We start from the raw sequence: 21292 nt of genomic DNA on the forward strand, positions 1-21292 counted from the left end.
GGAACTCCTGTCCAAGTGACGTGCGGTTTCTGTGCGTTGGGTGCCACGGGCACGCCTTCGCACACGTCCTCCAGCAGGGAGGTCGTTGAAGCGGCAACTACCCCTTCTTTCGGCTCTCATTCACCGTGACCCGGGGATCGGAGGTCGTGCGAGGGGCCGCCTGTGTGACGGACCGACGTGTCAGGCGAGGGGCGAGCGTGACTACGGCGCCACGACCGGGGTCAGCCGTCCGGGCCTGGAGGAGCGGGACCGTGGAGTCGCGGGCGGGGTGGGGAGGGGAGGCGGCGCCGGTGTGTGGTGAACGCGGTCACTTGCGGCGCACAAGCCGGACCTGAGGAGCCCGGACAACGGCCCGAAGGCCCCGTAGCCGGTCGGTGGCCCCGAGTGAGATTGGCCGGATGCGGTCCCGCCGGGCCCGGTCCGGGGTGCGCGTCGGCGGTCCCGGGCATTCGCCCGCTGTCCGGGCGGGGGCGACTTTTCCGTAAGACGGGGCGTTCCGGTGCAACTATCCGCGTCGTCGAGTCGTCTCTACGGGGAGAGCGCTCGTCGCCCCGCTCCTCAGCAGGCGTGACGAACAGTGCCGAAGACGTCGGAGGGTTCGCGCGCACCCCTCGAGTGCCGCGCAGCGCCCGGGGTCCTCCCGCCGGTACCCGCTCCGACCAGCACCTCAAGGTGCTCGTCGGGCCGTGGAGGCCCGAGCGTGGCCGCACAGGGTACTGCATGATCAGGAAAACGACGCGCTGGTTGGGAATTAAGTCCGGTTTCCGCTCGTTGTTTCCTACGGATGGGGGCACCCGGGGGGTGTCCGACCCAAGCCACCGACCAGATTGAACGAGTCCACTCGCAAGGGAGCACGCATGGCAACCCGTGCCGTCGCCCGTCGTCAGGCCACCGCTACCGGTGCCACTGACGCGGCAAGCAGTGTTCGCGCCGCAGGCAGCGAAGTCGCGGACCGCGACCTGGTCGGCATGTATCTCGACGAGATCGCGCGTACACCGCTGCTCGACGCGGCAAAGGAAGTCGAGCTGTCGCTCGCCATCGAAGCCGGGGTCTACGCCCGGCGAATACTGAACAAGGACGAGGAGCCGCTGAGCACCGACTCCGCCAGCGCGACAGCGACCCGCGAGGAGCTGGAAGCGGTCGTCGCCGAGGGCGAGCGCGCGAAGGACGTTTTCATCCGCTCCAACCTCCGTCTCGTCGTGGCCGTGGCCCGGCGGTATCCGCGCAGCGGGCTGCCCCTGCTGGACCTGATCCAGGAGGGCAACGCAGGCCTGGTCCGGGCGGTCGAGAAGTTCGACTACCGCAAGGGCTTCAAGTTCTCCACGTACGCGACGTGGTGGATCAGGCAGGCCATCACGCGCTCCATCGCCGACCAGTCCCGGACGATCCGGCTTCCCGTCCATCTCGTGGAGGAGCTGGGCCGCATCCGGCGCGTCCAGCGGGAGTTCAACCGTGAACACGGGCGTGAGCCGGAGCCCGAGGAAGTCGCCGCGGAGCTGAGCTCCACGCCGGAGCGCGTCATCGACGTCCTGGACTGGGCACGCGACCCGGTCAGCCTGAACATGTCCGTGGACGAAGAGGGTGAGACGCAGTTCGGCGACCTGCTGGAGGACACCTCCGCCGCCTCGCCCGAGCAGTCGGTGATGACTCTGCTGCGCCGCGAGGAGCTGGACGGGCTCATCGGCCGGCTCGACTCGCGTACCGCCTCCATCATCAAGGCGCGCTACGGCATGGTCGACGGCCGGGAGCGCACGCTCACCGAGGTCGGCAAGCAGCACGGCCTGACGCGTGAGCGCATCCGGCAGATCGAGAAGCACGCCCTGCTGGAGCTGAAGAAGCTCGCCTCGGACACCGGGTTCGACGCGGCCGCCTGACGGCCGCGCCGTGGCCGCGACCGGTTGACCGGGCCCGCGGCATGACAGCGCAGACGGACCCCGCAGACGGACCGCGTAGACGGACAGCGGAAAGACCGCACAGTGAGCGGCGGCAACCATTGGCCGCCCCAGGACGAGTCCCGGTGCCTTCCCCCGAGCGCCGGGACTCTTCCGTGGCCCGGGGCCGGGCTGGACGACCCGCCTGCCGCGCGGACCGGGGACCGGCTGGTGCGCGACGGCGCCCTCAGCACCCCGCCGTGGCCGGCAGGCCCTGGCGGTCAGCTCTGGCGGCCGGAGCCGTACAGGTCCCGGTAGGACGGGAAGACACCTCCCGGCCCGTCCACTCCCTCCGCCGCGAGCACGGCCCTGACCACGGCCCTCGTCAGCACATCCGCGGCGGCGCCCTCAGCACCCCGCCGTGGCCGGCAGGCCCTGGCGGTCAGCTCTGGCGGCCGGAGCCGTACAGGTCCCGGTAGGACGGGAACACACCTCCCGGCCCGTCCACTCCCTCCGCCGCGAGCACGGCCCTGACCACGGCCCTCGTCAGCACATCCGCGGCGGCGCCGAGAAGTTCGTTCAACTCTCCGTCCGCCAGGGAGCGTTCGCAGGTTGCCAGGGTGAACACCGTGTCGCCGTCGTGCATGAGGTGCAGAGGCCGCACCGCGCGCGCCAGCCCGTCGTGGCAGTTGCCGGCCGTCTTCTGGGCCTGTGCACGCGTGAGCGTGGCATCGGTCGCGACCACCGCCAGCGTGGTGTTGAGCGGGGGCCGCAGCGTGCCCGCGGAACGCCTGCTCGTCTCGTCGCGTGCCTCCGTGAGACGCCTTTGAGCCTCCGCGTGCGTGCTGCCGTCCGGTACGTGGGGCAGCCCGTCCCACATCTCCCCGTAGAGGACGCCGGTGGCCGGGTCCACCGCCGAACCGACCGCGTTGACCGCCGTGACGGCACCCACGGTCGTCCCTGACGGAAGCACCGTGCTCGCCGTGCCGATGCCGCCCTTGAGGCCGCCGACGACCGCTCCCGTGCCGGCACCGGCATTGCCCTGCGCAACCGGCGACCCCGGCTCCGCGGCTGCCGCGGCCTCCACCGCCTCTCGGCCCAGCGCCGCGTCCGGGCGGCCCCGCCAATTGCCGCCGCGGCCGAGATCGAAGAGGACGGCCGCCGGGACCACGGGCACGACCTGCGCCGGGTCGGGTCCCACACGCACACCCCGGCCTTGCTCCTCCAGCCAGCCCATCACCCCCGAGACCGAGTCGAGCCCGAAGGCGCTGCCACCGGTGAGCACCACCGCGTGGATGCGCTCCACCACATTCCGGGGGTCCAGCGCGTCCGTCTCCCGGGTGCCCGGGGCGCCGCCGCGGGAGTCGACACCGGCCACGGCGCCGCCCTCCGGGGCCAGCACGACGGTCGTGCCGGTCAGCCAGCCCGGCCCGTCCGCGGTCGTCCGCTGTGCATGGCCGACCCGCACACCCGGCACGTCCGTCAGAGCGTCCTGAGTAGTCATGCGGCATGGATACCAGGCACGCCGGGACGCCGTACGCTTCATGCATGACAACCGGTTCGCAACAGCCCGCAGACCCGGCTGCCCGGCTCCAGTTCGAGGACCCGCTCAGCCTGCCCTCGGCGGACGACACCGACAGCGGCTGGGGCGAAGACCGGGCGGGCGCAGGCGCCACCGGCAGCGGAGCCCGCGGCGGACAGCCGGGGGACGCCGCCGCGGACCTCGCCCGCTTCCTCGAGGAGAAGCCGCCCCACCACCTGTGAGGCGCGTCTACTGCTTCTCCGTGCTCACCGGCCCGTCCCGGCCTTCGCGCTGCCGGCCGAGCGATCCGTCCGGATCCGCACGCTGCGCGGCGAGCAGGTCGCGGATCTCCGTCAGCAGATCGACCTCGTTCACCTCCGGAGGCGGCTCCGGGGTGGTCTTCCTCGCCGCCAGCCTCTCCTTGTACCTCGTCATCGGCAGGATCATGAGGAAGTAGACGACGGCCGCAGTGATCAGGAAGGTCAGCGATGCGCTGAGGACCGGGCCCCAGTTGATCGGTACGCCCTGCGTCACCTCGCCCGTCGCCTCGTTGATCTTGCAGGGGTCCTTCAGGCAGGACCTGTACTTCTCCAGGTCCTTCGTCCCTATCGCTCCCACAAGCGGGTTGATCAGGCCCTTGACGACGGAATCGACGATCTTGCTGAAGGCCGTGCCGACGACGACGGCGACGGCCAGCTCGACCACGTTGCCGCGCATCAGGAATTCCTTGAATCCCCCCAGCAGGCCCTTCTTCTCGCTCTCCACAGCTGTCACGTTCTTCGACCCGTCTCCTGTCGGCTCCTGTGCGGTACGGACAGCGGCGCAGGGGGCGGGACGTTCGCAGGCTCAGCACAGCGTCACCGCCAGCCTGCCGGCGGCCCCCGCGCCCGCGAGCGCGGTGGCCGTCCCGCGCGGCACTCTGAGCACGACGAGTGCTCCGTCGTCCGCTGCGCCGACCGGGTCAGTCTCCACCGGCCTGGGAACCCGATCCACCCGCACCCCCCTGGCCACGACCCTTGCCTTCCCCGCCCCGTCAGGTCCGGCGATCACATCGACCCGGTCTCCCCGGTGGAGCAGCCGTACCGATGCGGCGTCAGCGATGCGCACCGGAGCGGAGACCGTGGGCCCCGGGCTCCGTCCGCCCGGGGAATTCGGGTGCGACGGTCGCCCTGCCGCGGCCGGACCCGGCCGGGCCTCCCGGCCCGCTCCGGCAGGGGCGGAACCGGCATGTTCTCCCCTGGGGATCCAGGCTGCGAGCGCCGCCGCCGCGACGGCGAGCCCGGCTGCCGTCACCCGTCGTCTCCCACGCACGAGCCGGCGAATGCGGTGCCCGCCGCGGAAGGCGGGACGCACAGGTGTCAGATCAGGCACCGCCCGCGGACCCGGAACGTGGCCGGAGCCGCGACGGCCGGGGAGCCGTGCGCGGCCTCCGTCACCATGGCCGCCCACGCCGCCACCGTGGAACCGGTGTTGGGAATCCCGGGGCATCACGATCACCGCCTGCACTCGGAGCGTCGGAGAATCCGTCTTGCGCTGCCAGAGTGCACCCTTCGCGCTGTCCCAGGAGAAACCCGCCGAATTCTGTGGATAACCAGTCAGTTGTGGACAGTTCGGCTGTGCGCAGGGATGCGGTGAGGGGCCAGGGACTGCAGCACGGGCCCTGGATGAACGAGAGCCGGTCCGGTCCGTGCCGCGCACCGCCGAGGGCCGCCGAGCACCGCCGGGATCGCCGAGGCCGCCGAGCAGCGCTGCGCACTGCTGCGCCTGGCCGGCCCGGCGGCACGCTCCAGCCCGGCGCCGTGCTCCGGTGCTCCGGCCCCGCGCCGTGCTCCGGCCCCGAGTCCCTACTCCTGCGGAGCGCCCGGGAGTTCGATGCCCGGGTCCAGCCCGCCGAGCGCCTGCGGGCACTGGCACTCGCGCTTCTTGGGCAGCTTCCCGACCGCGTCGAAGAGCACCTCCCGCAGCCGTCCGACGTTCTCGCCGAACACGCGGAGCACTTCCTCGTGCGAGACCCCTTCACCGGTCTCCGCCCCCGCGTCCAGGTCCGTCACGAGGTTCAACGAGGAGTAGCAGAGCCGCAGTTCACGTGCGAGTACGGCCTCCGGGTGGCCGGTCATGCCGACGACGGACCAGCCCTGCGCTGCGTGCCACCGGGACTCGGCGCGGGTGGAGAAGCGGGGCCCCTCGACCACGCACAGTGTGCCGCCGTCCACCGGCTCCCAGCCCTGCTCCCGCGCGGCGGCCAGCGAGGCCTGCCGCCCTGCCTCGCAGTACGGGTCGGCGAAGGCCAGGTGCACGACGTTGGGCACGGACCCGTCGGGCAGCGGTTCTCCGTCGAAGTACGTCTGCGCACGGGACTTGGTGCGGTCCACGAGCTGGTCGGGGACCACCAGCGTTCCGGGTCCGTACTCGGGGCGCAGGCCGCCCACCGCGCACGGGCCGAGCACCTGCCGCGCCCCCACGGAGGCCAATGCCCATATGTTGGCGCGGTAGTTGATGCGGTGCGGAGGCAGATGGTGCTTGCGGCCGTGCCGCGGCAGGAAGGCGACGCGACGGCCGGCCAGCTCGCCGAGGAACAGCGAGTCGCTCGGTTCGCCGTACGGGGTGTCGACCGTGATCTCGGTCACGTCGTCGAGGAAGGAGTAGAAGCCCGAACCGCCGATGACGCCGATCTCTGCCTGTTCGCTCATGCGGCCCACCCTAAGGGGCGCATGCGCACGCGCGCCGGTGGGCCGTGAAGCCCGCCGTGACAGTTCCGGGGCGGGCTTCCGTGCGGGGATTCACCGGGAGACCCGCACGGTTCCCGGTTCCCGGCCGGTGCGGCCGTGGCCTCAGGCCGCCGAACTGCCCGCCTTGCTCGTGCTCTTGGAGCCACTGCCGTTCGACGAGGAGGACGAGCCGGACGAGGAGGACGAGGAGCCCGCCTTCGCCGAGTCCGAGGAGCCCGATCCGGAGCCGGAATCCGAGGACGAGGACGAGGAGGACGACGAGGAGTCGCCGTTGCTCTTGGACGACGACTCGGAGGAGCCGGACGACGACTTCCCGGAGCTCTCCGAACTGCGGCTGTCGTTCCGGTAGAAGCCGGACCCCTTGAAGACGATGCCGACGGCCGAGAACACCTTCTTCAGGCGGCCCTCACAGCTGGGGCACTCGGTCAGCGAGTCATCGGTGAACTTCTGCACCACCTCGAGGCCATCGCCGCACTCGGTGCACTGGTACTGGTACGTCGGCACGTTCTCCTCCTGGCACTCTTACTGGGTGAGTGCTAACGACGCTCCATATTGCAGTATTCCCGCGCGTCAGTCCACCGGGACAGGTGGACGGTGACCGAGCCCACCTCCGGACGAGCGATCTCCCGCGCGTATCGCCAGCCGACGGCGGAAGACGACCAGTGCGGCCAGCGCCAGCCCGGTACCCGCGAGCGGGGCGAGGAAGCCCGCTCCCGCGCCGGCCGCGTCCGTCAGCTGGCCCGCAGCCATGGAGCCGGACGCCTGTCCCAGCGCCACCGCTCCGGTCAGCCAGGTGAACTCCTCCGTACGGAAGGCCGCCGGGACCAGCAGCTCCACCAGCGTGAAGCCCGCGATCATGGAAGGTGCGACCCACAGCCCCAGCACCAGCCCGAGCCCGCCCAGCAGCGGCAGCCACGGCGACAGTTGCGCCGTCACGGCAAGCGCGAGGGCCGCGAGCACGAGCACCGGATAGGCGGTCAGCAGCCGCACGTCGGCACTGCGCCGCCACTGCACCGTTCCGACCGCGAGAGCGGCCGACATGTTGCCCGCCGCGAAGACCCCGTACAGCACGCCGTTGAGCTCCGGTGCCCCCGCGGACTCCGTGAACGCCGCGACCGAGACCTGCATGCCGCCGAAGACGGTGCCTATGCCCAGCAACCCGGCGATGAGAACCCGCACGCCCCGGACGCCGAGCGCCGACCGGACGCCGCCTTCGCCGCCCGTGGACGCGGTACTCGTGGACGCGCCGTCCGTGGAGCAACCGTCACGGTGCGGGACCTTCGTGCGGACCTTCGTGCGGACCTTCGTGCGGACTTCGGGCTGAGTGCCGCGCTGCGCCGCGAAGAGCAGGCCGCTGCCCAGCATCAGGGCGACCTCCGCGGCGAGGCCGGCCGCCGGGTGCACCCCTGTGCACAGCGCCGTCGCGAGCAGCGGTCCGACGACGAAGCTGAATTCGTCCGTGACCGACTCGAAGGCCGCCGCGGTGCTCAGGAGCGACGGTGCGCCGGGCCCGCCCGTGCCGGTGTCACCGCCCGCCCGGCCGCCGTCCTCGCCGTCCGTGTGTCCCTCGCCGTCCGTGTCCCCCTTGCCGCCCCGGCCGCCTCTGCCGCCCCGGTCGCTCCGGTGGCCGTTCCGCCCGTCCGTGCCGTCTCCACCGCCCAGGGACGCCGACCAGCGTGCCCGCACCATCGGGCTGATCTGCGGAATGGTGGCACCCGCCGGTACCGCGGCGGCGAAGAGCGTCCACACCGGCGCATCGCGCAACGCCAGCACGATCAGCGCCGAGACCGACAACGCGTGCAGCAGTACGAGCGGCACGAGTACGGCACCCTGCCCGAACCGGTCGGTGAGCTTGCCCCCCTGCGGCGCGAGCAGCGCCATCGAGACCCCTGAGACGGCGATGACGATGCCTGCCGCACCGTAGGAGCCGGTGGTGTGCTCGACGAGCAGCACAGTGCCGACGCCGAGCATCGCGATGGGCTGCCGCGCCAGGAAGCCGGGTATGAGGAAGCGCCACGCGCCGGGTGTGCGCAGCAGTGCGCCGTATCCGGTCCGGCGGGCGCCGGTCGCTGTGGCCGGGGTTGCCACGGCCGAACCTCTCTGCCGCCTGGTAGCGCGGTGCGCGCCGAAGGCTGTCCTCTCGCGCGGTGCCGTCCGGCCGCGCCAGCCCTGCGTCAGGCAGGAACGGTGAATTCTCTTGCCTTCAGCAGGATAACGGCCTCGTCGGTACCCGGAAGCCCGTGAATCAGCCCCGTGGACCGGCCCCGTGAGTCAGCCCCGGTTCAGTCCTGCGCGGACCCGCGGAGCCAGCCCGCGAGTTTGCCGCCGCGGCCGACGTCCAGCAACCGCTTCTCCGCCGCGTCCCGCACCGGGTCGGTCGCCACGACGAGCAGTTCGTCGCCGTGGCGAAGCATCGTCGTCGGCAGCGGTACGAAGCTCTTGCCGTCCCGCACGACCAGGGTGACCGCGGCGCCCGGCGGCAGGCGCAGCTCGCCCACCTCGACGCCGTGCATCTTCGAGTGCGCGGGGACGGCCACCGACAACAGGTGGCCCCGCAGCCGTTCCAGCGGCGCGGACTCGATGTCGATGTCCATCGGTTCGTCGCCGTCGCTGAGGTTCAGCTTGTGTGCCACCCAGGGCAGTGTCGGTCCCTGCACCGCCGTGAAGATGATCACGAGCATGAACACGATGTTGAAGATGCGTTCGCTGCCGGGGAGGTCGGCGACGAGCGGGATCGTCGCGAGGACGATCGGCACCGCTCCGCGCAGCCCCGCCCACGAGAGCAGCGCCTGGTCGCGCCAGCGCTGGTCGAAGGGGAGCATGCTGCAGATCACCGACAACGGCCGTGCCACGACCGTCAGTACGAGCCCGACGCCGATGGCCGGCCAGATGTCGTCGATCAGGTCGTGCGGTGTGACCAACAGGCCCAGCAGTACGAAGAGTCCGATCTGCGCGATCCACGCCAGCCCGTCGGCGAAGCCCCTCACCGCGGGCCGGTGGGGCAGTTTCGCGTTTCCCAGGATCAGCGCCGTGACGTAGACGGCGAGGAACCCGGAGCCGTGGAGCATCGCGCCGCTCGCGTACGACAGCACGCACAGCGCCATCACGGCGATCGGGTAGAGGCCGGAGGCGGGCAGCGCGACCCTGCCGAGCCCCAGGGCGCCCAGCTTGCCGACCACGAGCCCGAGGACCAGTCCGATCGCCAGCTCCAGCAGGATCTCGCCGACGAGCACGTACCAGGTGCCGGGCGAGTAGTGCAACGAGAAGGAGACGACGAGGATGACGACGGGTGCGTCGTTGAAGCCGGACTCCGCCTCCAGCACGCCCGTCAGCCGTTTGGGAAGCGGCACCTTGCGCAGCACGGAGAAGACGGCCGCCGCGTCGGTCGAGGAGACGACGGCGCCCACGAGGAGTGCCGTCTGCCAGGTGAGCCCGATGAGGTAGTGGGCGGCGGAGGCCGTGACCAGCACGCTGACGGCCACGCCGACCGTCGAGAGGACGCCGGCGGCCGGAACCGAGGGGCGGATCTCGCGCCACTTGGTGCTCAGCCCGCCCTCGGTGAGGATCACGACCAGGGACGCGTAGCCGAGTGTGCGGGTCAGTTCGGCGTTCTCGAACTGCAGGCCCAGGCCGTCCTGCCCGAGTGCGATGCCGATCCCGAGGTAGATCAGCAGGCTGGGCAGCCCGCTGCGTGATGAGAGTCTTACCGCGGCGACCGCGAACAGCAGGACGAGGGTGCTGAGGAGAAGCAGTTGATTGAGGCGGTCGACACTCAGGGGCGGATCCTCTCTCTCGCTCGAACCGCGAAGTCCCGTCCGGGTTCGCGAGTTCGTTCGCGTGGCTAACAATTTACCATCGCTTGAATCTTGCGGACGGCCGGGTGGTGACTCCCTGTGTAGCCCTGCTCCGGCTCCGCCTATGGTTGGTCCGGTGTGGGCTCCGCGGGTTCCGCTCCGGGCCTCACAACCCAAGGTCCACCCTGCCCTCGAAGGACAGCGATGCCTGCCAAGAAGACCTCGCGACGCGCCCGTGTGATCGTGATCGCCGTCGTGCTGCTGCTCGTGGCCGGTGTCGGCGGCGGGACCTTCTGGACGATCAGCACCGTCCGCGACTCCTTTCCCCAGACCAGCGGTTCGCTGAAGCTGAAGGGCCTGGAGGACCCGGTGACCGTCCAGCGCGACCGCCAGGGCATTCCGCAGGTGTACGCGGACAGTTCGAGCGACCTGTTCACGGCGCAGGGATACGTCCAGGCACAGGACCGCTTCTGGGAGATGGACGTACGGCGGCACATGACGTCCGGGCGGCTGTCGGAGATGTTCGGCCCGGGCCAGGTGAAGACGGACGCCTTCCTGCGCACGCTCGGCTGGCGCAAGGTCGCCGAACGCGAGTACGCGGGGCTGTCGAAGGAGACCAGGGCCAACCTCAAGTCGTACACCGCGGGCGTCAACGCCTACCTCAAGGACCACAAGGGGTCCTCCGCCTCCCTGGAGTACGCCGCCCTCGACCTGGAGCACAGCTACACACCGGAGAAGTGGGACCCGGTCGACTCCGTGGCCTGGCTCAAGGCGATGGCCTGGGACCTGCGCGCCAACATGTCCTCCGAGATCGACCGCGCGCTGATGGCCGGACGCCTCTCCAGCGAGCAGATCGCCGAGCTGTACCCGGACTACCCGGCCGAGCGGAACAAGCCGATCACCGAGGGTGCGGTGGACCGCGGCAGCAAGGAGTTCGACCCCGAGGGCGGGGCCGCGCTCTCACCGGACGACGTCGCCGGCGCCCAGCAGGCCGTGCGCAGCGCCGGTTCGCAGCTCAGCTCCCTCGCCACGCGCCTCGACAAGATTCCCGCACTGCTCGGCCCCAGCAACAGCGGAATCGGCTCCAACTCCTGGGTGGTCTCCGGGAAGCACACGACGACGGGCAAGCCGCTCCTGGCCAACGACCCGCATCTGTCGCCGCAGTTGCCGTCGATCTGGTACCAGATGGGGCTGCACTGCAGGAACGTCACCAAGTCCTGTCCGTACGACGTCTCCGGGTTCACCTTCGCGGGGCTGCCGGGCGTCGTCATCGGGCACAACCAGGACATCTCCTGGGGCATGACGAATCTCGGTGCGGACGTGACCGACCTGTACCTGGAGAAGTTCAAGGACGGCGGGTACCTGTACGACGGCAGGCGCCGCGAGTACAAGACCCGCAAGGAGACCATCAAGGTCGCCGGCGGTTCGAACCGGGAGATAACGGTCCGCGAGACCAATAACGGTCCCGTCCTCTCCGACCGGGACAGCGAACTGCGCAAGGTGGGCGAGACGTCCCCCGTGGACAACGCGGCACCCGACCGCGGCGACGGCTACGGGATCTCGCTGCGGTGGACCGCACTGAGCCCCACGAAGACCATGGACGCCGTCTTCAAGCTCAACAAGGCTTCGGACTTCAAGGAGTTCCGCGCCGCGGCACGCGACTTCGCGGTGCCCTCGCAGAACCTGATCTACGCCGACACCGAGGGCAACATCGGCTACCAGGCACCGGGGCGCATCCCGGTGCGCGGCGCGGGCGACGGGCGCTACCCGGCGCCCGGCTGGGACCCGCGCTACCGGTGGAAGGGCTACGTACCGCAGAAGGCGCTGCCCTGGGAGTACAACCCCGCCCGTGGATACATAGTCACCGCCAACCAGGCCGTCGTCGACGAGGAGAAGTACCCCTACCTGCTGACCAAGGACTGGAGCTACGGCACACGCAGCCAGCGCATCAACGACCTGATCAGCTCGAAGATCGCCGACGGCGGCAAGATCTCCATGGGCGACATGCAGACCATGCAGATGGACAACAGCAGCGAGATCGCGAAGCTGCTCGTGCCGTACCTGCTGAAGATCAACGTCGAGGACAAGTATGTGCGCGAGGCCCAGCGGCTCCTCGAGGGCTGGGACTACACCCAGGACCGCGACTCGGCGCCCGCCGCGTACTTCAACGCGGTCTGGCGCAACATGCTGCTGCTCGCCTTCGGCAACAAACTCCCCAAGGAGCTGAGGGTCAAGGGCGACTGCCTCAACGTGCGCCCCTCCGACGAGTCCGGCCCCGTCGACGACCTCCAGGGCAACACCCGCCTGGTGCGCGAGTGCGGCGTACGGGACGCCGCCTCGGCGCAACCGGACGGCGGGGACCGCTGGTACGAGGTCGTGCGCAAGCTCATCAAGGACGAGGACAGCGAGTGGTGGAAGACGCCCGGCACCGACCGCCGCCGGGGCGACGAGAACCGCGACGAACTCCTCGCCCACGCCATGAAGAACGCCCGCTGGGAGCTGACGTCCAAACTCGGCAAGGACATAGACACCTGGAGCTGGGGCCGTCTGCACCACCTGATGCTGAAGAACCAGACCATAGGCACCGACGGTCCGGGCTTCATGCAGTTCCTGCTCAACCGCGGCCCGTGGGACCTCGGCGGCGGCAAGGACGCGGTCAACGCGACGGGCTGGAACGCCGCGGGCGGCTACGACGTGATCTGGGTGCCGTCGATGCGGATGGTCGTCAACCTCGACGACTTCGACAAGTCGCGCTGGATCAACCTCACCGGCGCCTCGGGGCACGCCTACAACCCCCACTACGTGGACCAGATGGACAAGTGGTCCGAAGGGAAACTGCTGCCCTGGGCGTTCAGCCAGCGGGCGGTGGAGAAGGGCACCGAGGAGAAGATGGCACTGACGCCGTAGACGGACCCGGTCCGCACCGGTCCACGGCCGGGTCGGCGTGGCGGGGACGGCGTGGCAGGGCGACGTGGCGGGACGGCGTCGGTGCGCCGGACGCGGCCGTCGGCAGCCCTCTCCGCCCCGCGCCCCGGCCGGCAGCCGCCTCCGCCCGGCGCCCCCGCCCGGCAGCGCTCAGGCGTGGTGCGGCGGCGGGGCCTTGAAGCGGTGGACGGCCGAAGGCGTCACCGCCGCCGCCACGGGCAGGTCGTGCGGCTCCGCCGGTACGGCGCCGACGAGTTCGGCGTCGTACAGCAGCACCGCCAGCGCCGGCCGGGCACCGGCGGCCCCGATTCTCGCCAGCACCCGGTCGTACGAGCCGCCGCCGCGGCCCAGGCGGAGGCCCTGCCCGTCGACGGCCAGGCCGGGAAGCAGCACCGCGTCCGCCTCCGTGACCGCGTCGGGCCCGAGGCGCGGTCCTTCCGGTTCCAGCAGTCCCCGCCGGGCCTTCACAAGCCGGCCTGCACCCTCGTACACGCCCCAGTCCAGGTCGTTGTCCGGCAGCAGCACCGGAAGCAGCACCCGAACTCCCCGCGTGCGCAGCGCCTCCAGCAGCGGCCCGGTGCCGGGCTCCCGGCCTATGGAGACATAGGCCGCGACAGTGCGTGCCTCGGCCAGTTCGGGGAGTTCCAGCGCGCGTTCGGCGAGGACGCCGGCCGTCGCCTCCGCGTCCCGCGCCGTCAACCGGGCCCTCACCGCGAGGATGCTCTCCCGCAACGCGTGCTTACTAGCGTCGATTTCGCCCACTGGCGCCTCGGATCCCTTCCGTCTCGTGCGTTGTTGCTCGTAGCGCTACATATCCGCGCGAAGCGTTGTCATCTGCACAAAGCCACCGGTTATCGTGCGGGACATGACTACTTCCCGAGCACGGATCAGCAAGGCTGTCATCCCGGCAGCGGGTCTGGGCACCCGTTTCCTGCCCGCCACCAAGGCAACTCCGAAGGAGATGCTTCCGGTCGTCGACAAGCCGGCGATCCAGTATGTGGTCGAGGAAGCGGTCGCTGCCGGGCTGCCGGACGTTCTGATGGTCACGGGCCGCAACAAGCGCCCTCTCGAGGACCACTTCGACCGCAACTACGAGCTCGAGCAGGTCCTGCGCGACAAGGGCGACGAGGCCAAGCTGAGCAGGGTCGAGGAGTCGAGCGACCTCGCCACCATGCATTACGTGCGCCAGGGCGACCCCAAAGGCCTGGGCCACGCCATCCTCTGCGCCGCGCCGCACGTGGGCGACCAGCCCTTCGCGGTGCTCCTGGGCGACGACCTCATCGACCCGCGGGACCCGCTGCTGACGCGCATGATCGAGGTGCGCGAGGAGCACGGCGGCAGCGTCATCGCGCTCATGGAGGTCCCCCCGGAGAGCATCCACCTCTACGGCTGCGCGGCCGCGGCACCCACCGGGGAGCCGGACGTCGTCAAGGTCTCGGACCTGGTGGAGAAGCCCCCGGCCGACGAGGCCCCGTCGAACCTCGCGATCCTCGGACGCTACGTCCTCGACCCGGCCGTCTTCGACGTGCTGCGCAAGACCGACCCCGGCCGCGGCGGCGAGATCCAGATCACCGACGCTCTGCAGACCCTCGCCGCGGAGCCCGCCCTCGGGGGCCCGGTGCACGGTGTCGTCTTCCGCGGCCGCCGCTACGACACCGGTGACCGCGGCGACTATCTGCGGGCCATTGTCAGACTGGCATGCGAACGTGAGGACCTGGGCCCGGACTTCCGGGACTGGCTGCGCGGCTTCGTCACCGAGGAGATGTGAGGCTTGAGCGAGACCTGGTCGGTCGAGGAGCACCTGGACGACATCCTCAGCAGCGTCCGCCCCCTTGAGCCCATCGAGCTGCAACTGCTCGACGCGCAGGGGTGCGTGCTCGTCGAGGACGTCACGGTGCCCGTCTCCCTGCCCCCCTTCGACAACAGCTCGATGGACGGATACGCGGTGCGCACGGCCGACGTCCGGGGCGCCACGGAGGAGTTCCCCGCGGTGCTCACCGTCATAGGGGATGTGGCGGCCGGCGAGGGAGATCTGCCGGTGGTCGAGCGCGGCCAGGCGGCCCGCATCATGACGGGCGCGGCGCTTCCCCCGGGAGCCGGCGCGGTCGTCCCCGTGGAGTGGACGGACGGAGGCCTGGGCGGCGGCCCCGTGGAGGCGATGAGCGCGCGCAGCCTCGACCCGCGTGGAGCGGCCGGCGAGGTCCGCGTCCACCGTCCCGTCGAGGACGGGCAGCACGTGCGTCCGCGCGGCAGCGACGTGCGGGCCGGGGCGGTGGCTCTCAGCGCGGGCACGCTTCTGGGCCCGCCGCAGGTGGGCCTGCTCGCGGCGATCGGCCGGGGCACGGTCACGGTGCGCCCGCGGCCGCGGGTGGTCGTGGTGTCCACGGGCAGTGAACTCGTCCAGCCCGGCGAGCAGTTGGGCTCGGGCCAGATCTACGACTCCAACAGTTTCGTGCTGACCGCCGCCGCCCGCGACGCCGGCGCGATCGCCTACCGGGTGGGCGCCGTCGCCGACGACGCGGACACCCTGCGCGCCACGATCGAGGACCAGCTGATCCGCGCGGACCTCGTCGTCACCAGCGGCGGCGTCAGCGTCGGCGCGTACGACGTGGTCAAGGAGGTGCTCTCGAGGATCGACGGCGGCAGCGGCGACGTCGAGTTCCGCCGGCTCGCGATGCAGCCCGGCAAGCCGCAGGGCTTCGGCCTGATCGGCCCGGACCGCACCCCTGTCCTCGCCCTTCCGGGCAACCCGGTGAGTTCGTACGTCTCCTTCGAGCTCTTCGTCCGGCCCGCCGTGCGGGCGTTGATGGGCCGCGCGTCCGTGCGGCGCGAGACGGCCAGGGCCCGGCTGGAGTCCGAGGAGGCGCTGACGTCGCCCGACGGCAAGCGCCAGTTCCTGCGCGGTGGCTACCTTCCGCCGCAGGCGGGGGAGGCGGTGGGGACGGTCCGTCCCGTCGGCGGCGCGGGTTCCCATCTGATCGGTGCTCTGGCCCAGGCGAATTCCTTGATCGACGTCCCGGAGAAGACGACACGCGTCACCCCGGGGGAGGAAGTGACCGTCGTCCCGCTCGACCAGTAGGGACGAGGCGGAGCCACCCCGCCGCAGGCCCGGTACCGTATCCGGACACAGGGACGGTTCCGGGAGCACGATGAGCAGCGCAGAACAGCAGCACCTCACCCACATCGACGAGGGCGGGGCGGCACGCATGGTCGACGTCTCCGCGAAGGACGTCACCGCGCGCACGGCCCGCGCGACGGGACGTGTGCTGGTCTCTCCCCGCGTGGTGGAGCTGCTGCGCGGCGAGGAAGGTCAGGGGCTGCCGAAGGGAGACGCCCTGGCCACGGCCCGTATCGCGGGCATCATGGGCGCCAAGCGGACGCCCGACCTCATCCCGCTGTGCCATCCGCTCGCGGTCTCCGGCGTGAAGGTGGATCTGTCGGTCACCGACGAGGCCGTCGAGATCACCGCGCAGGTGAGGACGACGGACCGCACGGGCGTGGAGATGGAGGCGCTGACGGCCGTGACGGTCGCGGCCCTGACCGTGGTCGACATGGTGAAAGCCGTGGACAAGGCGGCGGTCATATCCGACATTCGCGTCGAGGAGAAAAGCGGCGGCCGCTCCGGCAACTGGACGCGCGACGAGGCGAGTTCGTCACGCGTCCGGCAAGGGGGCAACGGCCGGTCCGGCGAGTCCAGCGAAGAGGAGTCCGGCGTATGAGTCCAGCCCTGCATCCCTACCGAGCCCTTGCGGTCACGGCGTCGAACCGCGCAGCCGAAGGCGTCTACGAGGACACCGGCGGCCCGTTGATCGTCGAAGCCCTGTCGGCCATGGGCTTCGAAGTGGACGGGCCCAGCGTCGTGCACGACGGCGAACCCGTCGCGGAAGTCCTCGACGCCGCGGTCAAGGCCCGCTACGACGTCGTCGTCACCACCGGCGGCACCGGCGTCTCGCCCACCGACTGCACCCCCGAGATGACGCGCCGCGTCCTCGACTACGAGATCCCGGGCATCGCGGAGGCGATCCGCGCCCGGGGCGCGGAGAAGGTCCCGACGGCGGTCCTGTCCCGCGGCGTCGCGGGCGTCGCGAACAGCACTCTGATCGTCAACCTTCCGGGTTCGTCGGGCGGAGTACGCGACGGACTCGTGGTGCTGGAACGGTTGTTGACGCACGCCGTCGAGCAGATCCACGGCGGTGACCATTCCAGAGGGGACCTCAACTGAACGCTTCCTGGCCGATCGTGCTGACGGACGGTAAGACCACCCTCCGTCCCATAAAGCTGCGCGATCAGCGTGCCTGGCGCGAGGTGAACCAGCGCAACCGTGAATGGCTGCGGCCCTGGGAAGCCACCATTCCGCCCGCACCGTCAGGGCTCACACCGCCGAGCCGCCCCTCGTACCGGCAGATGGTCCGTCACCTGCGCGCCGAGGCGCAGGCGGGCCGGATGCTGCCGTTCGTCGTGGAGCATCAGGGGCGTCTCGCGGGCCAGTTGACGGTCGCGGGCATCACCTGGGGGTCGATGTGCTCCGGCCATATCGGCTACTGGGTCGACCGCGCGGTCGCCGGCCGCGGGGTGATGCCGACGGCCGTCGCGCTGGCGACGGACCACTGTTTCCGCACGGTCGGACTGCACCGCGTCGAGATCTGCATCCGTCCGGAGAACACGGCGAGCCGGCGCGTGGTGGAGAAACTCGGCTTCCGCGAGGAGGGGTTGAGGCCGCGTTATCTGCATATCGACGGTGCCTGGCGCGACCATCTCGTATTCGCCCTGACTGTCGAAGAAGTGCCGGAGGGCCTCCTCGCACGCTGGCACCGGACAGCTCCGGGCACGTCCAGAAAATGAAAAAGACGTTCGATATTAAGGGCGTCCGACTGAACAACCGGCGCGCGCACAGGAATTGAACACGCGAAGTTCCGTGCCCAACGCCGGTGAAAAACATGGAGAGATCAGCCGGATCATGCGACACACCGCCGCATTTGGCAGATGGGTGCGGCTCAACCCCTCTACCGTGTGAGGGTGAACAGCAGTGGCCTCATCTACGCAGTCATCGTCGGGGCCTGGGCTGCCTACTTGGTGCCGATGTGGCTCCGCAGGCAGGACGAGCTGAACGAATCCCGCCCGACGGAACGCTTCAGCACCGCCATCCGTCTGCTGTCCGGCAAGGCGGCGATGGAAAGGCGCTACGCGAAGGAGAACGAGCGCCGCGACGGTGAAGTCGACGGGGAACACGGAGATCTCCCGGCCCCCGACAACGGCACCCCCGGAAACGCGCACGGCGTGGACGATGCGGCGGACGTCGACGAATCGGTCGACGTACGTGCCTACGCCGACCCCAAGACCATGGTGGGCGAAGGCGGTACGGGCGTTCCCACCGAAGCGTTCGCAGCCTCCGGCTCCCCGGACGGTGCCAACTCCGGCAGCCGGAACGAGAACACCGGCAGCACCCCGGAGCGGGACGGCGCCGAACGCGGGAAGACGGAACGCGACAAGGTTGAGCGTGACAAGGCCAGGCAGAAGAACAAGCGCGCCAAGGTGCTCGCCCGGCGTCGCCGCACCACGATGGTTCTCTTCCTCGCCTTCACCGCAGGCACGATCGTCGCCGCCGTCGGCGGGCTCGCCTTCCTGTGGGCACCGGGCGTGCCCGGGCTGCTGCTGAGCGCCTACATCGTTCATCTGCGCGTCCAGGAACGCCGCCGCTTCGCCGCCGTCATGGACAAGCGCCGCGCGGAGGCCGCGGGGCAGGACGGGCGGGCACAGCAGCCCGGGGACGACGCGGGCGCCCCGACGGCCGCGCACACCCAAGCCCACCCCCGCCCCTCCGGGCAGGCTCCGGCGGCCGAGCCCGGCGCGACGGCGCACGCGGAAGAGCCCGCCGCGGTCGGCCGGCGCGCACTCGTCGAGCAGACGGACCACGCGGAGTGGGTCGACCAGCAGCGCGACAGCGGCCGCGAGCCCACCGAGGGCTGGGAGCCGGTGCCGGTGCCGCTTCCGACATATGTCAGCGCGCCGGTCGCCCCGCGCAGCACACGCGGCGTGGACCTGGAGGCCCCCGGCACATGGAGCTCCGCGCGCTCCAGCGCCGCCGGTGAGCCCTCGGCCGGCGCCTCCGGCTCCGGCCAGGAGCAGGACGAGGAGCACGGCAGCGGTTCGCGGCGTGGACGGGGCCGGCGGCAGACGCCGCTCTTCGACCAGTGCGAGGAAGAGGACCGCCCGCGCGCCGCCAACGAGTGACCCCCGGTGACCGGGCTCCGGCGCCGCCGCCGGGCCGGTCACCGGGGCGCTCGGCCCTTCGGCAGCGCCGGGAGGGGCGGTGACCAGGGCCGGAACCGATTAACGCCCGGTGCGGCGAGGATGCTAAGGTTTCACCCGTCGCAAGGGCCTGTGGCGCAGTCCGGTAGCGCATCTCGTTCGCAACGAGAGGGTCAGGGGTTCAAATCCCCTCAGGTCCACCGCGGGGCCGTTCTTGAGTCAGCTCGAGGACGGTTGACGAGATCCCGTTCGATCATGGAGATCGGACGGGATTCTTGCGTTTTTGAGGTCCGTTCGATGCGTGTTCGGGGTGGTGGGGTGGGGCGTGCGGTGCTGGAAGTGCCCTGGTGCGCGGGTTCGCCCCTATCAGGGCATGCCAGTTGGCCCCTGGGCTTGGGGCCAGCTGCCTTGGATGTGGGGTTGTTCCGCCGGTGGGTCAGCCGCCCTGGGGTGGAGGTCTAATAGCCGTCTCGGGGGCTTCGGTCTGGGTCGATACGGGAGCCGGGATGGACTCGTAGTCCAGGTCGACCAGGTTGGATCCTGTGCGCACCTCGAGCCAGGTATCCAGGATGTCGAGGTTGCCGACAGTGATCATGATGGCTGTGAGCAGGGTTTGCGCAACCTGCCCAGGTGCCGGGCGGTGCTTTGGGTTGCCGATATCCAACTCTTCACTTTTCAGACGCCCGTTGATGCCTTCGTTGTGAGAGCGGATCGGCTGGTAGGTGCGCTTCCACGTATCGCTCAGGTACTGGCTGTCCTGTCGGTACTTCGCAGTGCGCCAGTCACCGGCGGCATCTGCGGGGACGCTGATCGAGGATTGGACACAGGCCGGGGGGAGATGCTCCCTGTCAGCTTCTTCGTGCCACTCGGATGCCGGCAGTTGAACTGTAGGCAGAGCGGCTGGGTGGCGCGCTCGGGCTCGGGCGTCGTGCAAGTTGATCACTGTGGTGGGTGGGCCAGTCCGGTCTGGCCGGAGCCGGTCATGGCGGAGGCAATTGACAGTGGGGGAGGGGCCGCGCGCCGGGCATTGCAATCGGATGGTGCCGCGGGCGTCAGGGCTCTCTTTGGTCTTGAAGTAGAAGGGCGCACGTTCTTCGAGCGCGGCTTTCATTTCTTGAGGCGGGTTGCGGACCGTGCCATCTTTGGCGCCCCTTGTGACCTGCGCGAGCGCGGTAGGCATGTGAGGACAAGCGAGGCAGCCGTCGACCAGCAGGGCTCCTTCCCAACTTCCCTGAACCCCACGTTCGTTGGCCTTGTAGTCGAGGGCGAGTCGGTATCCGAGTTGGCGGGCGGGGACCTGAAAGTTCCCAGGCGAACAGCCCGTATAGGCACGATCTGCGGCGCACGTCCCTGTCGGAAGGCCGAGGTCGCCGAGCTGGGTCAACGCCGCGATCGCATTCTGGCCAGTTCGGACAGTGGGGGTGTCCAGCGCGAGGCCGAGGCACAGCTGTGGGTACGGCAGTGCCTTCTTGCCTTGCTCCGGGCGCTTCGTGTGCGCGGCTACCACCAGCGTGGCGCTGTATCCGAAGATGCCGTCGCTCGATCCTGCGCTGTAGTGCCAGCCAGCGGTGATCTCCACAGAGGCGGTGTGGCTACGTCCGCTGTCCGGATGGGCCAGAACCGGGATAGGCGTCGCGTCTACGCCGACATCACCCTGCCACCCCCGAAGGTGGCCGCGGGCTTGAGCGAGACGGACGGGTGCAAGCACGAGCTGGTTCGCCAGTCTCTGCAGCAAGGCCGCAGCCTGACGTCCCGCAGGCGAGTTCCAGACCTTCGCGTATTCGCTGGCGATCTCCTTGGGCAGTCGGCGACGTCGATCGTGCCGTGCCGGATCCAGCACCGTCGTGATGCGATCCAGCGCCCGGTAGAGGCGTCGACTGGATGCGATGCACTCGTGAGCGGTTCCTGGGGACTGGTGCGGAATCCCGAGCCACCCGCGTGCCCGCCGCTGGAGACTGAAGTGAAGGATGCGCCACGCTGCCGCCACGGTCGCACGCCCCGTGTAGTACGCAGCCAAGAGCAGCCCGGCCAAGACCGTGCGCGGTCGAATTCCCGCTGGCCCAGGACGGCCCTGCAACAGCGACTCCAGCTGATCGGGCACGCCGGAACGGTCCAGCAACGTCAGCAGCTGACCGACCTTGGAGTCGGGAATTTCTGTCACTTTTCCCGGACGAAGCCGAGGCCGCAGGGCACGTGCGGCAG

The 21292-nt window shown here is 70.4% G+C and carries 18 protein-coding genes and 1 tRNA gene; 10 read left to right on the forward strand and 9 right to left on the reverse strand.

The window, feature by feature from the left end; all coding sequences use genetic code 11:
* The first annotated feature begins 857 nt into the window (after window positions 1–857).
* Window positions 858–1874, forward strand: coding sequence for a sigma-70 family RNA polymerase sigma factor (locus tag H180DRAFT_RS02265; protein ID WP_055484213.1), 1017 nt, complete (start codon window positions 858–860; stop codon window positions 1872–1874).
* A gap of 439 nt (window positions 1875–2313) precedes the next feature.
* Here H180DRAFT_RS02265 and H180DRAFT_RS02270 read toward each other — a convergent pair whose 3' ends face one another.
* Complete coding sequence (locus H180DRAFT_RS02270) at window positions 2314–3375, reverse strand: P1 family peptidase (RefSeq protein WP_055484214.1); 1062 nt, start codon at window positions 3373–3375, stop codon at window positions 2314–2316.
* Between the two features lie 44 nt (window positions 3376–3419).
* Between H180DRAFT_RS02270 and H180DRAFT_RS02275 the strand changes: the two genes are divergently transcribed.
* Complete coding sequence (locus H180DRAFT_RS02275) at window positions 3420–3635, forward strand: hypothetical protein (RefSeq protein WP_055484215.1); 216 nt, start codon at window positions 3420–3422, stop codon at window positions 3633–3635.
* A 7-nt stretch (window positions 3636–3642) separates the two neighbouring features.
* On the opposite strand, the gene mscL is transcribed toward H180DRAFT_RS02275, so the two are convergent.
* From mscL to H180DRAFT_RS02305, 6 genes are all read right to left on the reverse strand, one after another.
* A complete protein-coding gene (gene mscL, locus H180DRAFT_RS02280; RefSeq protein ID WP_055484216.1) occupies window positions 3643–4158 on the reverse strand; it encodes a large conductance mechanosensitive channel protein MscL in 516 nt (171 codons plus the stop codon).
* A gap of 81 nt (window positions 4159–4239) precedes the next feature.
* A complete protein-coding gene (locus H180DRAFT_RS30895) occupies window positions 4240–4365 on the reverse strand; it encodes a hypothetical protein (RefSeq protein WP_368073102.1) in 126 nt (41 codons plus the stop codon).
* An 872-nt stretch (window positions 4366–5237) separates the two neighbouring features.
* Window positions 5238–6083 carry an S-methyl-5'-thioadenosine phosphorylase gene (locus H180DRAFT_RS02290; RefSeq protein ID WP_055484217.1) on the reverse strand — a complete coding sequence of 282 codons (846 nt, stop codon included), beginning with the start codon at window positions 6081–6083 and terminating at the stop codon, window positions 5238–5240.
* 141 nt (window positions 6084–6224) lie between these two features.
* On the reverse strand, window positions 6225–6626 hold the full coding sequence (locus H180DRAFT_RS02295; RefSeq protein ID WP_074466556.1) for an FmdB family zinc ribbon protein: 402 nt from the start codon (window positions 6624–6626) through the stop codon (window positions 6225–6227).
* A 66-nt stretch (window positions 6627–6692) separates the two neighbouring features.
* Window positions 6693–8210 (reverse strand): MFS transporter, encoded by a 1518-nt coding sequence (locus tag H180DRAFT_RS30180; RefSeq protein ID WP_055484219.1) that lies wholly within the window; start codon window positions 8208–8210, stop codon window positions 6693–6695.
* A gap of 194 nt (window positions 8211–8404) precedes the next feature.
* Window positions 8405–9898 (reverse strand): potassium/proton antiporter, encoded by a 1494-nt coding sequence (locus tag H180DRAFT_RS02305; RefSeq protein ID WP_079099813.1) that lies wholly within the window; start codon window positions 9896–9898, stop codon window positions 8405–8407.
* 222 nt (window positions 9899–10120) lie between these two features.
* Between H180DRAFT_RS02305 and H180DRAFT_RS02310 the strand changes: the two genes are divergently transcribed.
* Window positions 10121–12823, forward strand: coding sequence for a penicillin acylase family protein (locus H180DRAFT_RS02310; RefSeq protein WP_055484221.1), 2703 nt, complete (start codon window positions 10121–10123; stop codon window positions 12821–12823).
* Window positions 12824–12991: 168 nt separating this feature from the next.
* Here the strand turns inward: H180DRAFT_RS02310 and H180DRAFT_RS02315 are convergent, their stop codons facing one another.
* Window positions 12992–13603 carry a 5-formyltetrahydrofolate cyclo-ligase gene (locus tag H180DRAFT_RS02315; protein ID WP_055484222.1) on the reverse strand — a complete coding sequence of 204 codons (612 nt, stop codon included), beginning with the start codon at window positions 13601–13603 and terminating at the stop codon, window positions 12992–12994.
* Window positions 13604–13706: 103 nt separating this feature from the next.
* Between H180DRAFT_RS02315 and galU the strand changes: the two genes are divergently transcribed.
* The 7 genes from galU (at window position 13707) to H180DRAFT_RS02350 (ending at window position 19290) form a co-directional block, all read left to right on the forward strand.
* Entirely contained in the window at window positions 13707–14609 is a 903-nt protein-coding gene (galU, locus tag H180DRAFT_RS02320; RefSeq protein WP_055484223.1) for a UTP--glucose-1-phosphate uridylyltransferase GalU, read from the forward strand.
* A gap of 3 nt (window positions 14610–14612) precedes the next feature.
* Window positions 14613–15920 carry a molybdotransferase-like divisome protein Glp gene (gene glp, locus H180DRAFT_RS02325; protein WP_055484224.1) on the forward strand — a complete coding sequence of 436 codons (1308 nt, stop codon included), beginning with the start codon at window positions 14613–14615 and terminating at the stop codon, window positions 15918–15920.
* A 70-nt stretch (window positions 15921–15990) separates the two neighbouring features.
* A complete protein-coding gene (moaC, locus tag H180DRAFT_RS02330) occupies window positions 15991–16560 on the forward strand; it encodes a cyclic pyranopterin monophosphate synthase MoaC (RefSeq protein ID WP_079099768.1) in 570 nt (189 codons plus the stop codon).
* The gene (locus H180DRAFT_RS02335; protein ID WP_055484225.1) at window positions 16557–17063 is read left to right on the forward strand and encodes a MogA/MoaB family molybdenum cofactor biosynthesis protein; all 507 of its coding nucleotides are present in this window, start codon (window positions 16557–16559) and stop codon (window positions 17061–17063) included. The genes moaC and H180DRAFT_RS02335 overlap by 4 nt, the downstream gene beginning before the upstream one ends.
* Before the next feature lie 14 nt (window positions 17064–17077).
* Window positions 17078–17683, forward strand: coding sequence for a GNAT family N-acetyltransferase (locus H180DRAFT_RS02340; protein ID WP_055484226.1), 606 nt, complete (start codon window positions 17078–17080; stop codon window positions 17681–17683).
* Between the two features lie 141 nt (window positions 17684–17824).
* Window positions 17825–19072 (forward strand): divisome protein SepX/GlpR, encoded by a 1248-nt coding sequence (glpR, locus tag H180DRAFT_RS02345; protein WP_055484227.1) that lies wholly within the window; start codon window positions 17825–17827, stop codon window positions 19070–19072.
* Window positions 19073–19216: 144 nt separating this feature from the next.
* Window positions 19217–19290: transfer RNA gene (locus tag H180DRAFT_RS02350), tRNA-Ala, on the forward strand.
* Window positions 19291–19526: 236 nt separating this feature from the next.
* Here the strand turns inward: H180DRAFT_RS02350 and H180DRAFT_RS29435 are convergent.
* Entirely contained in the window at window positions 19527–21251 is a 1725-nt protein-coding gene (locus H180DRAFT_RS29435; RefSeq protein WP_139151336.1) for a hypothetical protein, read from the reverse strand.
* Window positions 21252–21292: the final 41 nt, after the last annotated feature.

The sequence above is a fragment of the Streptomyces sp. WMMB 322 genome (assembly GCF_900090145.1).
Classification (GTDB): Bacteria; Actinomycetota; Actinomycetes; order Streptomycetales; family Streptomycetaceae; genus Streptomyces.